Origin of the sequence: Catellatospora coxensis (genome assembly GCF_016862635.1) — a bacterium.
GTDB classification, from domain to species: domain Bacteria; phylum Actinomycetota; class Actinomycetes; order Mycobacteriales; family Micromonosporaceae; genus Catellatospora; species Catellatospora coxensis.
The window spans coordinates 1-13,987 of record NZ_BONI01000138.1 but is presented as its reverse complement, the minus strand read 5'-3'; the positions used below and the strand labels follow the sequence as shown (position 1 = coordinate 13,987).

The window sequence follows — 13,987 nt, the reverse complement described above, 5'->3', positions numbered from 1 at the left end:
AGCCTCTAAGAGTTGCGGCAGGGGCGGGGGTCAGGCGGGTTCGGTGTCGCCCGCCCGGGAGGCGAGCAGGCGGCGGAAGGACGCGAGGCGGCGGGGGTCGGCCTTGCCCTGGGCGACCCAGGCGTCGAGGGCGCACTCGTCGCCGGTGTGCTCACAGTTCGGCGGGCAGTCGACGGTGCCCTCGACCAGGTCGGGGAAGCCGTGCAGCAGGTCGTCGGAGGAGACCAGGGCCAGGCCGAAGCTGCGTACGCCCGGGGTGTCGATGATCCACGACTCGCGCTTGTCCGGCAGCCGGAGCGCGACCGCGCTGGTGGAGGTGTGCCGCCCCTTGCCGATGGCGCTGACCACGCCGACCGCCCGGCGCGCGTCCGGGATGAGCCGGTTGACCAGCGTCGACTTGCCCACGCCGGAGTGCCCGACCAGCACCGAGCGCCGCCCGGACAGGCGTTCGCGGAGCTCGCCGAGGTCGCCGTCGGGGCGGGTCAGCACGTGATCGAGGTCGAGCTCGGCGTAGTAGCCGATCACCTGCTCCGGCCCGGCCAGGTCGGCCTTGGTCAGGCACAGCAGCGGCTCGATGTCGGCGGCGTACGCGGCGACCAGGCAGCGGTCGATGAAGCCCTCGCGCGGCGGCGGGTCGGCCAGCGCGCTGACGATGACGAGCTGGTCGGCGTTGGCGACCACGACCCGCTCGATGCGGCCCTCGGCGGTGGTGTCGTCGTCGTCGGCGGTGCGCCGCAGCACCGAGCGCCGCTCCTCGATGCGTACGATCCGGGCCAGGCTGCCCGCGTCGCCGGTCACGTCGCCGACCAGGGCGACCTCGTCGCCCACCACGACCGACTTGCGGCCCAGCTCGCGGGCGCGCATCGCGGTGACCTCGAGGACCTTCTTCCCCTCGTGGACGACGCAGGTGTAGCGGCCCCGGTCGACGGCGACGACGAAGCCGGTCACCGCGTCGTCGTGCCTGGGCCGGGTGCGGGTGCGGGGACGCGACCGCGACGCCTTGGTGGCCCGCACCTTCACGTCGTCCTCGTCGTACTCCCGCTTCTTCTTCACCGCCGGCCTCTCATCGTCCCGCGACCACCGCGCTCCATAGTGCCGGGAATTCGGGCAGCGTCTTGGACGTACACGCCACGTCGGTGAGCTGCACACCCGGCACCCGCAGGCCGATCACCGCGGCGGCGTGCGCCATCCGGTGGTCGTCGTAGGTCTCGAAGACCGTGCCGGTCAGCGGGCCGGGCGTGATGGCCAGGCCGTCCGCGGTCTCCTCGACCCGCGCGCCGAGCGCGGTCAGCTCGCGGGCCAGCGCGGCCAGCCGGTCGGTCTCGTGGGTGCGGATGTGCCCGACGCCGCGCAGCGTCGACGGGCCGTCGGCCAGCGCGGCCAGCGCGGCGACGACCGGGGTCAGCTCGCCCACGTCGGACAGGTCGGCGTCGATGCCCTTGATGGTCCCCGTGCCGGTCACGGTCAGGCCGTGCTCGGAGAGGGTGACCGCGCCGCCGAGCGCGCCGAGCAGCTGCCGGACCTTGTCCACCGGCTGCACGCTGCTGCGCGGCCAGCCGGCCAGGGTGACGCTGCCACCGGTGACCAGCGCCGCGCCGAAGAACGGGGCCGCGCCGGACAGGTCGGGCTCGATCTGCCAGGCCCGGCCCGACAGCCGGCCCGGCGCCACGTGCCAGACGTCGCGCGCCGAGTCGTCGACCGCGGCGCCGGCGGCGCGCAGCATCTGCACCGTCATCCGCAGGTGCGGCGCGCTGGGCACGGGGTTGTCGCCGGTGTGGCGCACCGTGATGCCCTCGTCGAAGTCGGCCGCGGCCAGCAGCAGGCCGGAGATGAGCTGGCTCGACAGCGAGGCGTCGACGGCCACGTCACCGCCGCGCAGCCCGCCCTTGCCGTGCACGGTCAGCGGCAGCCCGTCGATGCTCGACGCCTCGATCGTCGCACCCAGCGCGCGCAGCGCCTTGAGCAGCGGACCGAGCGGGCGCTGCCGGGCGCGCGGGTCCCCGTCGAAGGTGATCGGGCCGTTGGCGAGCGTGGCGACCGGCGGCAGGAAGCGCATCACCGTGCCGGCCAGGCCGACGTCGACGTGGGCGGGCCCGACCGGTGGCCGGGGCCGGATCTCCCAGCGCTCGTCGTCGGAGGTGGACACGTGCGCGCCGAGCGCCCGCAGCCCGGCCGCCATCAGCTCGGTGTCCCGGGCGCGCAGCGGGGCCAGCAGCGTCGACGGCCCCATGCCGAGCGCGGACAGCACGAGTGCCCGGGCGGTGATGGACTTCGAACCCGGCAGCCGTACGACGGCATCCGTCGCATCGACGGCGGTCGGTGCGGTCCAGGGCACGAGTGCTCTGCTCACGCCTTCTCCTCGCTGCGCTCGTCGGCGGCGGCTCGGCCGCGCGCGGTCTGTTCGATGCGTTCGCTTACGCTCACAGTCTGCCTGATAACCGCTGGCGTAAGGTGAGCGGCATGTGTGGGCGGTACGCGACGACACGGACGGCTGCGGATCTGACCCGGCTGTTCGCGGCCGAGGACGAGACCGCCGAATCGCTGGCCCCCGACTACAACCTCGCGCCCACCGACCCGGCCCCGATCGTGCGCGTCGACGCGGCCCGCGACGCCCGGGTGCTGAGCCTGGCGCGGTGGGGCCTGGTGCCGCCGTGGGCCGACGACCCGCGCACCGGCCTCAAGATGATCAACGCGCGGGCGGAGACGCTCGCCATGTCGCGGGTGTTCGCCCCGTCGTTTGCGGGCAAGCGCTGCATCGTTCCCGCCGACGGCTGGTACGAGTGGGTCCGCACCGACAGCGGCAAGCAGGCCTACTACATGACCGACCCGGCGGGCGGGCTGGCCTTCGCGGGCCTGTGGACGGCGTCGAAGTTCGGCCTGAGCTGCACCATCGTCACCACGGCGGCGCAGGGCGAGCTGGCCCGGGTGCACGACCGGATGCCGCTGCTGCTGGAGCCGGAGCTGTGGTCGGCCTGGCTGCAGGGCCCGGCCGACCCGGAACTGCTGGCGCCTCCGGCGCCGGGTTACCTGTCCGGTCTGGAGATCCGCCCGGTGGGTCCGGCCGTCGGCAACGTACGCAATGATGGTCCTGAATTGACCAGGCGCCTCGCGGAGCCGGACGTGCAGGCTGGTCTGTTCTAATTTTGCGCTGGATCGTTCCAGTTTGTGTCATGGGTTTTCGGGTAAACCCTTGCCCCGTCCTTCTACCGTGCGGTAGAACGCAGCGTCGGTGGTAAGCGGCAGTGCCGCGCGTCACCGTCTGTCTGAGCCGGATCCTCCCGCCGGGGGCGGGGGGACCGACCCACGGGGGAGGTGGGTGGATGACCCGCGCGCGTATTCCACGCCCGCATGAAGTCGCCGCTGCTCGTAGGGACCCGCGCCTGGTGCGGGCCGTACGGGAGCGGCATGACAACGCCTGGCGTACCAGAGGAGCCTGCCAGGCCGTCGATCCGGAGACGTTCTTTCCGGCGCCGCTGGAGCCGGCCGACGCGGCCGTCCAGCTGTGCGGCAGGTGCCCGGTGTCGGGGGCCTGCCTGGCCTGGGCGCTCAGCGTCGGCGACTGCCACGGTGTCTGGGGTGGCACGACCGCACGTGAGCGGCGGGCCATGCTGGTCGCCTGGCGCACCGAGGAACAGCACGAGGAACTGCCGTACACGGCGTACGGGCCCCAGCCGGACCTGGTGGTCTCGGCCGGGCAGCTCGCCCCGCCGCAGCGGGCGCCCGGGGCGGCGCGGCAACTGCCGCGCATCCCCACCCAGTCCCGCGCCGAACTAGCCCTCTGCACCCTGGGCGAAGCCGACCGCGACAACGCCCTGCTCCTGACCCGAGAACCGGCCCACGCCGCCTGACCCAGGCCACCCCTCTCCGCTTTGATCATGAACTTGTGGCACGGCTCGACGGCGTGTCGCCGCCACAACTTCATGATCAACGCGGGGAGGGGTGTGCCGCACGCCGATCGGGTGGCCGGGGCGGCATGATCGCGGTATGCGAGGCGTGACGGAGACGGTCGAGACCGGGCGCGGGCCGGCACAGGTTGCTGTGACCGTGCCCGGCGAGGTGGCCGGGCGGCGGGCCGGGGCGGCTGCTCCGGTCGCGCTGCTGGTGCTCGGGCACGGGGCCGGGGGCAGCGTGGATGCGCCCGATCTGACCGCCGTGCACGACGGCGCGGTCGCCGCCGGGCTGGTGGTGGCCCTGGTCACCCAGCCCTACCGGGTGGCCGGGCGGCGTGCGCCCGCCCCGGCGGGACATCTCGACGAAGCATGGCGGGCGGTCCTCCCGACGCTCACCGAGCGCTTCCCGGGACTGCCGCTGATCGTCGGCGGCCGGTCCAGCGGCGCCCGGGTCGCCTGCCGGACCGCCGGTGAGGTCGGCGCGGCCGGCATCGTGGCGCTGGCGTTCCCGCTGCACCCGCCCGGCAAGCCGGAGCGCAGCCGGGCCGAGGAGCTGCGTACCGGGCTGCCGACGCTGGTCGTCAACGGGTCGGCGGATCCGTTCGGCGTGCCCGACGCCGCACCCGGGGTCGAGCTCGTTGTTCTCGAAGGGGAGCGGCACGACCTGCGCAGAGCGCCGGACGCCGTCGGCCGGGCCGTGGTCACCTGGCTGCGCGCCCGCGGCTGGGCCCGGTAGCGGCCGGGCGGAGTGACGGTCGCCACTGCCCAGGTCGTCCCGCGGAATGCGACAGCCGTCGCGTGGCGTTACAGACCGCGGTGGGCCGGAAGCGTGCGGCCCCGGCGAGAGGTGGATCCATGGTGCGGACGGGAACGCGCTGCCTGACGCGGTCGGGCGACGATCCGGTGCTGAAGACCGTGGAACGGCTGCTGTCGGCTCCCGCGTGGCCGGCGGCGCTGGACGACGACGCGGCTTCGGGCATTACCGCGGTGCCCGCCCCGCGGGTGCACCTGGCATCGGTAGAGTCAGCCTCAGCGCTGCGGTCCGCTGTCAAGGAGCCGCGGCAAGAGCGTACTCCGAGGGTGGTCTCGCGGTTGACCAGCACCGACAGCGTCGAAGAGCGTCGTTCCCGCTTCGAGCGGGACGCGATGCCCTTCCTCGACCAGCTCTACGCGGCCGCACTGCGGATGACGCGTAACCCGGCCGACGCCGAGGACCTGCTCCAGGAGACGTTCCTCAAGGCGTACGCCGCGTTCCACCAGTTCGAGGACGGCACGAACCTCAAGGCGTGGCTGTACCGCATCCTCACCAACACCTTCATCAACTCGTACCGCAAGAGGCAACGGCAGCCCATCCAGGCGCCGACGGACGAGATCACCGACTGGCAGCTGGCCGAGGCGGAGTCGCACACCTCCTCGGGCCTGCGTTCGGCCGAGACCGAGGCGCTGGACCGGCTGCCCGACAGCGACGTCAAGGACGCGCTGCAGTCGTTGCCGGAGGAGTTCCGGTTGGCGGTATATCTCGCCGACGTGGAAGGCTTCTCCTACAAGGAGATCGCGGACATCATGAACACGCCGATCGGCACCGTGATGTCCAGGCTGCACCGCGGCCGGCGCAACCTGCGCAAGCTCCTGGAGGGCTATGCGGCGGAGCGCGGGTTCTCGGGCACGACCAGCGCTCGGGAGGCGTCATGACGACCGAACACGAGGACGGCGACTGCCGCGAGGTGCTCACCGAGGTATACCTCTACCTCGACCTCGAATGCTCCGACGACCGCCGCTCGCTGATCAAGCAGCATCTCGACGAGTGCTCGCCGTGTCTGCGCGAGTACGGCATCGAGCAGGAGGTCAAGGCGCTGGTGAACCGGTGCTGCGGGCAGGAGCAGGCGCCCGCGGAGCTGAAGGACCGGCTCCGGGCCAAGCTGTCCGAGCTCGTGGTCGAGGTCGAAGTCACCCGCGAGCTGGGCTGATCCGCTCCCGACATCGAAGCCCCGTCCGGTGGACGGGGCTTCGGCCATGCTCGGCGCAGGCACGGTCAGCGCAGCCGGAAGACCTCGCCGCGCGGGGTGAAGGGCAGCCGGCCGCGCTCGGGCATCAGGTACGCGTGCTCGCGGCGTACCCGCAGCACGTCGCACTCGCCGTCGGTGATGATCAGGATCGGTCCGTCGGCGGGGAAGTCCTCGGCCCGCTCCAGCAGCCGGATGCCGGGCTGCAGTTCGGTGCCGCCGCGCCCGCGCACCTTCACCCGGCCCGCGATGTCCTCCACCGGCAGGTAGCCCGCGTCGTAGGCGGCCGCGTCGCAGAACACCACCCGCGCCGCGGGCACGTCCCGGGCCAGCGCGTACGCCGCGATCGCGCCCAGCGCCCGGCCCATCAGCTCGGCGCTCATCGACCCCGAGGTGTCCAGCACGACGCCGAAGGTGCGCTGCCGCTCCACCAGCTCGGGCCGGGCCCGGCCGGGGCGCGGGATGTCCGGGGTCGACGCCTGGCGGCGCGAGGCGCGGGCGTACGAGCGGGTGGGCTCCAGCGGGGTGAAGTAACGGTCGAACCACCGCGCGAGCTGCACGTCCCAGGGCGGCGGCGGGTGGTCCAGCACCCGGATCTCGGCGACCAGCCCGGCCGGCAGCAGGCCGCGGCCGCTCTGCTCGTGGTGTGACAGCCCGCCGAGCAGCGCCCGCCGGCAGAAGTCGTCGACGTCGCCCGCGCGCCGGGCCTCACCCGCCCCCGGGACCGGCCGGTCCAGCATGTCGCCCAGGCCGCGGCCGCGCAGCGTGGCCAGCTTGCGGTAGCGGCGCAGGTTGCCGGTGATCAGGTCGTACACCTCCTCGGCGGAGCAGTCCTTGAGCGCCGGGTCGTAGAGCACGTCCTCGGGCAGCTCGCCGACGCCCATCTGCACCAGCCAGCCGTTGATGACGTAGTCGGCGGCGACGTTCCACAGGTAGGGGTCGCGCGGGCCGACGCGCTGCCCGTGGCGCAGCGCGGCGTGCAGCATCTCGTGCGCCAGCACGAACCGGCGCTCCGGGCCGGACATCCGCCGCAGCGGGTTCACGTAGATCTCCCCGGCCGCGGCGTCGACGGCGGCGACGGAGATCTGCCAGGCACGCGCGAGCTCGGCATCAGCGACGATCTTGAAGCCGGCGGCGAGCGCCCCGAGCAGCGGGTACGACGACACGAACCAGCGCCGGGCCTGCTCCCACGGGTGGTCGGGCGGCAGCTCGCCGTCGGTGCGCGGCCGGTGCTGCCCGGCCTCCTCGACCGCCTCGGTCGCGGCCGCGGCCAGCCCGATCGCGAACAGCTCCGGCCAGGTCGGCGGGGGAGTCGCGGTGGCGGCCGCCTGCCGCGCCCAGCGTCCGCTCGGCGGCTCCGGAGTGAAATCCAGGTCCTGATCGGAGGACGCGCCGGCGCAGCCCAGCGCGGCGTACTCGGCGGGCACGCCGGTGTCGCGCCACAGCGCGGCCAGCCGCTCCTCGTCGGTGCCGGGCAGCTCGGCGGGCACCGCGAACGGGGCCTTGCCGAGCCGCAGCTGCTGCTGGAACCGGGTCACCACCAGGCACGCCGCGGCCTGGGCCGGGTGGTCGGCGGCCCGGCCCGGCTCCAGGTGCCCGAAGCCGAGGTGCAGCAGGCAGTGCGCGAGCACCCACGTCCACTGCGCCGGGTCGGCGGGGGCGTGGCGGTTCACGGTGATCCGGCCGTCCGGCCGGACCCGGGCCCACCCGCGGGCCCGGCTCAGCTCGTCGTCCTCGGTCCACCAGGTGAACAGCGCCCGGCCGTCGTGCGCCGAGTCGGCCATGGTGCGGAACATGCGCTGCTCGAAGACGGCCCGCGCCGCACCGTGGAACGCTTCTTCGCGCGGGTCCTTGCGCGCCGCGCCCTTGCCGCGGCTCACGCCGGGCCGCCTGCGCGGGCCGGAGTGGTCACCCGGGCACCGCGCGGCAGCAGGCCGTCCGCGCGGGTGGTCACGTGCGGGCCGCGACGAGGCGGGGCAGGTCACGGGTCACCTCCACCAGGAACCAGGCGGGCAGCACCGGCTTGCCCTCGGCGTCGGCGGCGACCACGAGCTGAGCGCACTCCAGCGAGATCTCGGCCAGCTCGACCAGCAGGCCCTTGGCTCGCAGCGCGAACTCGCGCACCGCCCGGCTCGCGTGCTCGCGGCTGTCCGGCAGGTCCCGAATGAGCCGGGCCCGGAACGCTTCCGCGAAGAAGAACAGCAGGTCACGGTCGGTCGCGGCGCGCGGCCAGGCGGCGTCGCCGCGCACGATCGCGTCGAGGCCGTACCGGTGGCGGACCGTCTTGACGTACGCGCAGAAGCCCGACGCGTGCGCCGGGGTGAGCGTGCCGCCGGCGAGCAGGCGCAGCGTGTCCTCGACGATGTCCGCGCCGTAGGAGTGCAGCGCGTCGGACAGCATGTGCCAGGCGCGCGGGGTGGAGAACGGCTCCTCGGTCTTCGGCGGCTGCACCCACAGCTGGTCGGGGCGCTGGGTGAGGTAGTCGAGCACCCACGGGTGGATGCCCGCGCCGGCCGCCCAGTCCAGCCAGTCCACCGCCGAGGCCCGCAGGTGCAGGTGCAGCAGGCGGTTGACCAGGGCGGACGCCATCGGGCGGGCGAGCGCGTTGTCGGTGGCGCGGTTGCCGGCGCCGATCACGATCGAGCCCGCGGGCAGCTCGTACTCGCCGATGCGGCGGTCGAGGATGAGCGAGTAGAACGCCTTCTGCACGTCGGGGCTGGAGGCGTTGAGCTCGTCGAGGAAGAGGCAGTACGGCTCCGCGCGGGCGATGCTCTCCGGCGGCGCGAAGCGGCTGCGGCCGTCGCGCAGCTCCGGCACGCCGATCAGGTCCTCGGCGGCCAGCTGGGTGCCGACGAGCGTGACGCAGGGCAGGCCGAGCGAGTCGGCGAAGGCGCGGACCAGCGAGCTCTTGCCGATGCCGGGCGCGCCCCACACGAAGACGGGCCGGACCACGGCGACGTGCAGGAGCAGGTCGGGCAGCTGGGCCGGGGTGAGCGTGAGGGCGGAGTGCACGGCGGGAAATGATCCGCCCCGGCGTGCACTCCGGCAACGTGATTAGGCGTTGGGTCGCTTGCCGTGGTTGGCCTTCGAGCCCTTGCGAGCCTTCTTCTTGCGGGCCTTCTTGCCCATGGTCGGCACCCCTTCCGTCGTCGGCGGTTTCGCAGCTCGAATCCTATGCTCAGGTTGAACGGCGTTCCCCAGGCGCTCCGTGATTGGATACGAACCGTCCTGCTTGCGATCCAAGAAAGGGGCCGGCGATGGCCGAGGAGATCAAGGCCGAGATGGTGGCCAACGTGTGGAAGGTCGTGGCGGCGGCCGGAGACGAGGTGTCCGAGGGCGACACCCTGGTCATCCTCGAATCGATGAAGATGGAGATCCCGGTCATCGTGGAGGCCGACGGCGTGGTCTCCAAGATCGCCGTCAACGAGGGCGACGTCGTCCAGGAGGGCGACCTCATCGCCGTCATCGAGTAGTCGAAACCCTCCGTGGATACCCCCGCATTCAGGTGGGAGGAACCGGAGTTCCTGCGGAGCGGGACAGGGGAAAGCCGGTGCCGGCAACGCGAATCCGGCACCGCGACCTGTGTTGCGCACCCGAACATGTGTGCTATTTTGCTCGGGCCTGGCCGGTGATAACCAAGCCGGTTGGGCCTACCGCCGGGCTGGCGGGAAGTGATGTCTGTGGAGACGATGTAAGACCGATGGGGCGGCACGCCGCTCCTCGCCGGTATCCCGGGTCGGCAGTTGTCGGTGAAGCAGAAAGCTCAACCCGTGAGGGTCGAATCCCCCTGCTTCAGCTGGGGGGAGATGTCAACGAGTAGTAGCGTCACCGGGCATGACCGAGATCCACGTCCGCCCGGCCACCCCCGCCGACCATGACGCGATCGGCGCGCTGTCCGTCGCCGCTTACCGCGGCGACGGGCAGACCAAACAGGACCACCCGTACGAGTCACACCTGCGCGACGTCGGCGCCCGCGCGGCCGGTGGCGAGGTGCTGGTCGCCGTAGACGAGGCGACCGGGGCGGTGCTGGGGTCGGTCACCTTCGTGCTGCCGGGCAGCCCGCTGGCCGAGCTGGCCACCGACGGCGAGGCCGAGTTCCGCATGCTCGCCGTGTCGCCGCAGGCCCAGGGCCGCGGTGTGGGCGAGGCCTTGGCGCGGGCGTGCCTGGCCCGCGCCGGGGAGCTGGGCTGCCGCAGCGTCGTCATCTGCGTGCGCGACTTCGCCGCCGACGCGCGCCGCCTGTACGCCCGGATGGGCTTCGAGCGCGCCCCCGAGCTGGACTGGTCACCCCTGCCCGAGGTCATCCTCTTGGGCCTGCGCTACCCGCTCGGCTAGCGGAGCAGGTCGAAGGCGACCTCCATGGCCGCCGCGCGCCGCTCCTCGTCGCTGATCTCGGTGTCCCGCAGCAGGAACCAGCTGGTGTTGATGGCGAGCACGGCCATGCCCGCGCGCAGCTTCGCGGTCGGCGTCGACTCGTGCTCGACGAGCAGGCCGATGATGTCCATCATGGCCTGGCGCATCTTCGCGCCGGCCGGCGCGTTCTTGAAGGCCGGCTGGTTCTGGTGGAAGAACTGCATGACCTTGGAGTACCGGCCGGTGTAGAGGTCGTCGGCATAGCGCTGCAGCAGCTCGCGGCGGAACTCCGGCGAGCTGGTGTCCGGCTGGCTGCGGGCCCACTCCACGATCCGGTCGAGCTTGACGAGCTGGTCGGCGCTGAAGCTGTCGACGATCTCCTCTTTGCTCTTGAAGTGGTAGTAGAGGGCGGCCTTGGTCACCCCGAGCCGCTCCGCGATCTCGCGCAGCGAGGTGGCGTCGTAGCCCTGCTCGGTGAACAGGTCGAGGGCGACGGTCTGGATGCGGGCGCGGGTGTCCGGCCGGGGCTCGGCACGGCTCGCTGCGGGCTCGTTCATCACTGCTCCGTGTTACGTCGACCACACTGTCATCCGGTCGCGCGAACTAACTTGACGGCCGGCAAGTAGGGAACTTACCGTACGGCTAGTAAATATTCTAGCCGGGCGGCAAGTAAGCGTACCGGTGAACGAGTGGAGCCCCCCGTGACCACAGTGCAGGACGCCACGTCCTCCCCTGAAATCCCCAAACCCAACCTCCGGGTGGTGCTGCCCGGTCTGATGCTGGCCATCCTGCTGGCGATGCTCGACAACATGATCGTGGGCACGGCCATGCCCCGCATCGTCGGCGAGCTGGGCGGCCTCGACAAGCTCTCGTGGGTGGTCACGGCGTACGTGCTGGGCACCACGATCTCGACCCCGATCTGGGGCAAGCTCGGCGACCTGTACGGCCGCAAGACCATCTTCCTGGTCTCGATCGTCATCTTCCTCATCGGCTCGGCGCTGTCCGGCGCGGCCGGCGAGATCGACCCCGCTTCGGGCATGAACCAGCTCATCGCCTTCCGCGCCCTGCAGGGCCTCGGCGGCGGCGGTCTGATGGTCGGCGCGATGGCGATCATCGGTGACCTCGTGCCCCCGCGCGAGCGCGGCAAGTACCAGGGCATGATGGCCGCGATCATGGCGATCGCGATGGTCGGCGGCCCGCTGATCGGCGGCCTCATCACCGACCACGCCGACTGGCGCTGGGCCTTCTACGTGAACCTGCCGATCGGCGGCATCGCGCTGTTCGTGCTGGCCAGCACGCTGCACCTGCCGAAGTACCGGACCGAGCACCGCATCGACTGGCTGGGCGCGGCACTGCTGAGCGTCGGCGTCACCGCGCTCGTGCTGATCACCACCTGGGGCGGCGACAAGTACGCCTGGGGCTCGAAGGAGATCCTCGGGCTGGCCGCCGTCGGCGTGGTCCTGATCGCGGTCTTCCTCTGGACGCAGACCCGGGTCGCCGAGCCGATCCTGCCGCTGGGCATCTTCCGCAACCGCAACTTCAGCCTGGTCTCGATCATCGGCTTCATGGTCGGCTTCGCGATGTTCGGGGCGATCTCGTTCCTGCCGCTCTACATCCAGACCGTGCAGGGCGCGTCGGCCACCAACAGCGGCCTGCTGCTGCTGCCGATGATGCTGGGCATGATGGTCACCTCCGTCGTGGCGGGCCGCACCATCACCAAGACCGGCAAGTACCGCATGTTCCCGATCATTGGCGGCGTCACGCTGGCGCTGGCGATGTTCCTGCTGACCCGCCTGGACGTGGACACCAGCATCACCGAGTCCTCGATCTACATGGTCGTGCTGGGCGTCGGCATGGGCTTCCTGATGCAGACCACCATGCTGATCGCGCAGAACAGCGTCGAGCAGAAGGACCTGGGCGTCTCCAGCTCGACCGCGACGTTCGTGCGCTCCATCGGCGGCTCGTTCGGTGTCTCGATCTTCGGCGCGGTGTTCGTCAACCGGCTCAAGGACGACCTGTCCGGCGCGATGCCGGCGGGCACCCCGGCCGGCGGCATGTCGTTCGACGTGGGCGGTCTGCAGCCGGACAAGCTGGAGCTGCTGCCCGAGCCGGTCAAGGCCGCGGTGCTGCACGGCATCGCGTACGCCACCTCGGGCCTGTTCTGGTGGGCGCTCGGCTTCGCGATCCTGGTCCCCGTGGCGGCCTGGTTCGTCAAGGAGGTGCCGCTGCGCGGCTCCGAGTCGACCGACGGCGCGGACGAGCAGGCTCCCCGCCCGCTGGTCGCCGTCGAGTGATCGACCCGCGCGTGCACCGGCCGGCACCGAGCCAGCGTCGGCCCGCACGCGCCGGGTGAGGCCCCGTCCCGCTGCTCCGGCAGCCGGGACGGGGCCTCACCCGTTCACGGAACGGCCCGGTCAGCCGCGGCCGAGCAGGCGGCCGAGCCACGAGCGCCGAGGCCGGGGCAGCGGCACGGCCGGGCCGGGCTCGTACGCCGCGGAGGCCGGCCAGCGGTCCTCGGCGAGCTCCCGGGCGAGCGCGCGCACCGCGGCGGGCATGCCCGGTGTGATGAACGCGAGCTGGGCCACCGACACGGCTATCGCCACCACGCGGGTGCGGCGGGCGTCGAGCACGGCCCGCAGCCGGGCCGTGAGCAGTTCGGCGACGTCGGCGCGGCACGACGGGTCCACCCAGGCGGCGGTGACCAGCGCGTACAGGGCGGCTTCGGTGGTCCAGTCCTCGGCCCCGAAGGCGATCTCCACGAGCAGCCGCCGCCGGGTCGAGGTCGCCCACGGCTCGGCGGTGCGGTGGTGCAGCAGGCCCAGGCACGCCCACGCCTGCAGCTGCCGCTCCGGCACCGACACCCGGTCGCGGTCCGTCTCGACCACCGGTGTCGGCGGGTGCACCAGCGTGGCGAGCAGCTCGTCGACCGGCACGCCGGACAGCCGCACCGCCAGGTCGTACGCCATCGGCGGGGCGGCCCAGCCCAGCGGCAGCATCGCGGCGACCTCGCGGGCGGCGTGCGGGGTCGGCGGGTCCAGCGCGGGCGACGGGCGGGTGCCGTCGAACTCCCACAGGCGTACGCCCGGCCGCAGCGCCACCCGGGGGTCCGGCGGGCCGGGCTCGCTCGCCGCGACGGCCACGCGGGGCCAGGCGCGCCGCAGCAGGGCGAGCGCGCTGGGCGAGCCCATCGTGGACACGCCCAGCTCCCCGGGGTGCGACCGCTCCTCGTCGGTGGTCTGCCGCAGCATGTCGACGTAGGGCTCGACGGCCGCCGGCACGTAACCCAGCCAGGGCAGCCCGTCGCAGCAGTGCTGCAGGTCGTGGTGCTCGTGGCTGGCGTCGGTGGTCGTGCGCATGAAGTCGGCGAGCGCCACCAGGTGGTCCGGGTCGCCGTCGGACTGGAAGCGCAGGCGGTGCGCGGTGTGCACGGCGCAGTCGTACGAGGGGTTCTTGGCCAGCGCCTGCTCGATCAGCTCCAGCGCCTCCCCGGTGTGGCCGAGCTCGGTGAGCCACAGCGCGAGGTCCGAGGTGACCGACAGGTCCTCGGGGTCGTGCCGCTGGGCCGCGCGCATCGCCTGCACCGCGGCGGCGAGCTGGCCGTCGGCGCGCAGCGCGTTGCCCCACCACATCTCGGTGAGCTTGCTCGACTCCAGCTCCACCCCGCGCTGGGCCCAGCGCAGCGCCAGCGGCACCTCGCGCAGCCGCCGGGCCACCCCGGAGGCCGCCCCGTGCAGCAGCGCC

At 72.7% G+C, this 13,987-nt stretch carries 14 protein-coding genes and 1 pseudogene; 8 read left to right on the top strand and 7 right to left on the bottom strand.

From position 1 onward, the window contains the following. Positions 1 to 30 precede the first annotated feature (30 nt). Positions 31 to 1,020, bottom strand: a complete 990-nt coding sequence (gene rsgA, locus Cco03nite_RS40790) for a ribosome small subunit-dependent GTPase A (protein ID WP_239168069.1) — start codon at positions 1,018 to 1,020, stop codon at positions 31 to 33. 43 nt (positions 1,021 to 1,063) lie between these two features. Continuing rightward, positions 1,064 to 2,350, bottom strand: a complete 1,287-nt coding sequence (aroA, locus tag Cco03nite_RS40785) for a 3-phosphoshikimate 1-carboxyvinyltransferase (RefSeq protein WP_203699410.1) — start codon at positions 2,348 to 2,350, stop codon at positions 1,064 to 1,066. Positions 2,351 to 2,460: 110 nt separating this feature from the next. On the opposite strand from aroA, the gene Cco03nite_RS40780 reads away from it, so the two are divergent. The 5 genes and pseudogenes from Cco03nite_RS40780 (at position 2,461) to rsrA (ending at position 5,857) form a co-directional block, all read left to right on the top strand. Beyond that, entirely contained in the window at positions 2,461 to 3,141 is a 681-nt protein-coding gene (locus Cco03nite_RS40780; protein ID WP_203699409.1) for an SOS response-associated peptidase, read from the top strand. 179 nt (positions 3,142 to 3,320) lie between these two features. After that, a pseudogene (locus Cco03nite_RS40775) lies at positions 3,321 to 3,668 on the top strand (WhiB family transcriptional regulator); the annotation flags it as partial. A gap of 316 nt (positions 3,669 to 3,984) precedes the next feature. Further along, positions 3,985 to 4,626 (top strand): alpha/beta hydrolase family protein, encoded by a 642-nt coding sequence (locus tag Cco03nite_RS40770; RefSeq protein WP_203699408.1) that lies wholly within the window; start codon positions 3,985 to 3,987, stop codon positions 4,624 to 4,626. Between the two features lie 119 nt (positions 4,627 to 4,745). Beyond that, positions 4,746 to 5,582, top strand: a complete 837-nt coding sequence (locus Cco03nite_RS40765; protein ID WP_239168068.1) for a sigma-70 family RNA polymerase sigma factor — start codon at positions 4,746 to 4,748, stop codon at positions 5,580 to 5,582. Continuing rightward, positions 5,579 to 5,857, top strand: a complete 279-nt coding sequence (gene rsrA, locus Cco03nite_RS40760; RefSeq protein WP_203699406.1) for a mycothiol system anti-sigma-R factor — start codon at positions 5,579 to 5,581, stop codon at positions 5,855 to 5,857. The genes Cco03nite_RS40765 and rsrA overlap by 4 nt, the downstream gene beginning before the upstream one ends. A 65-nt stretch (positions 5,858 to 5,922) precedes the next feature. Here the strand turns inward: rsrA and Cco03nite_RS40755 are convergent, their stop codons facing one another. The 3 genes from Cco03nite_RS40755 to Cco03nite_RS43230 all read right to left on the bottom strand — a co-directional run bounded on the left by Cco03nite_RS40755 (position 5,923) and on the right by Cco03nite_RS43230 (position 9,022). Beyond that, positions 5,923 to 7,773, bottom strand: coding sequence for a vWA domain-containing protein (locus Cco03nite_RS40755; protein WP_425546934.1), 1,851 nt, complete (start codon positions 7,771 to 7,773; stop codon positions 5,923 to 5,925). Positions 7,774 to 7,843: 70 nt separating this feature from the next. Next, entirely contained in the window at positions 7,844 to 8,905 is a 1,062-nt protein-coding gene (locus Cco03nite_RS40750) for an ATP-binding protein (protein ID WP_203699405.1), read from the bottom strand. Positions 8,906 to 8,947: 42 nt separating this feature from the next. Further along, a complete protein-coding gene (locus tag Cco03nite_RS43230; RefSeq protein WP_120321693.1) occupies positions 8,948 to 9,022 on the bottom strand; it encodes a 50S ribosomal protein bL37 in 75 nt (24 codons plus the stop codon). Between the two features lie 128 nt (positions 9,023 to 9,150). On the opposite strand from Cco03nite_RS43230, the gene Cco03nite_RS40745 reads away from it, so the two are divergent. Next, entirely contained in the window at positions 9,151 to 9,366 is a 216-nt protein-coding gene (locus Cco03nite_RS40745) for a biotin/lipoyl-binding carrier protein (protein WP_203699404.1), read from the top strand. 361 nt (positions 9,367 to 9,727) lie between these two features. Then, the gene (locus tag Cco03nite_RS40740; RefSeq protein ID WP_203699403.1) at positions 9,728 to 10,228 is read left to right on the top strand and encodes a GNAT family N-acetyltransferase; all 501 of its coding nucleotides are present in this window, start codon (positions 9,728 to 9,730) and stop codon (positions 10,226 to 10,228) included. Here Cco03nite_RS40740 and Cco03nite_RS40735 read toward each other — a convergent pair. Further along, the gene (locus Cco03nite_RS40735) at positions 10,225 to 10,803 is read right to left on the bottom strand and encodes a TetR/AcrR family transcriptional regulator (RefSeq protein ID WP_203699402.1); all 579 of its coding nucleotides are present in this window, start codon (positions 10,801 to 10,803) and stop codon (positions 10,225 to 10,227) included. The two genes, Cco03nite_RS40740 and Cco03nite_RS40735, sit on opposite strands and share 4 nt — an antisense overlap. Positions 10,804 to 11,022: 219 nt before the next feature. Here Cco03nite_RS40735 and Cco03nite_RS40730 point away from each other — a divergent pair, with 219 nt between their 5' ends. Further along, positions 11,023 to 12,540 (top strand): MDR family MFS transporter, encoded by a 1,518-nt coding sequence (locus Cco03nite_RS40730; RefSeq protein ID WP_203699412.1) that lies wholly within the window; start codon positions 11,023 to 11,025, stop codon positions 12,538 to 12,540. Positions 12,541 to 12,660: 120 nt separating this feature from the next. On the opposite strand, the gene Cco03nite_RS40725 is transcribed toward Cco03nite_RS40730, so the two are convergent. Next, a partial coding sequence (locus Cco03nite_RS40725; protein ID WP_203699401.1) for a tetratricopeptide repeat protein occupies positions 12,661 to 13,987 on the bottom strand: 1,327 nt, incomplete at its 5' end.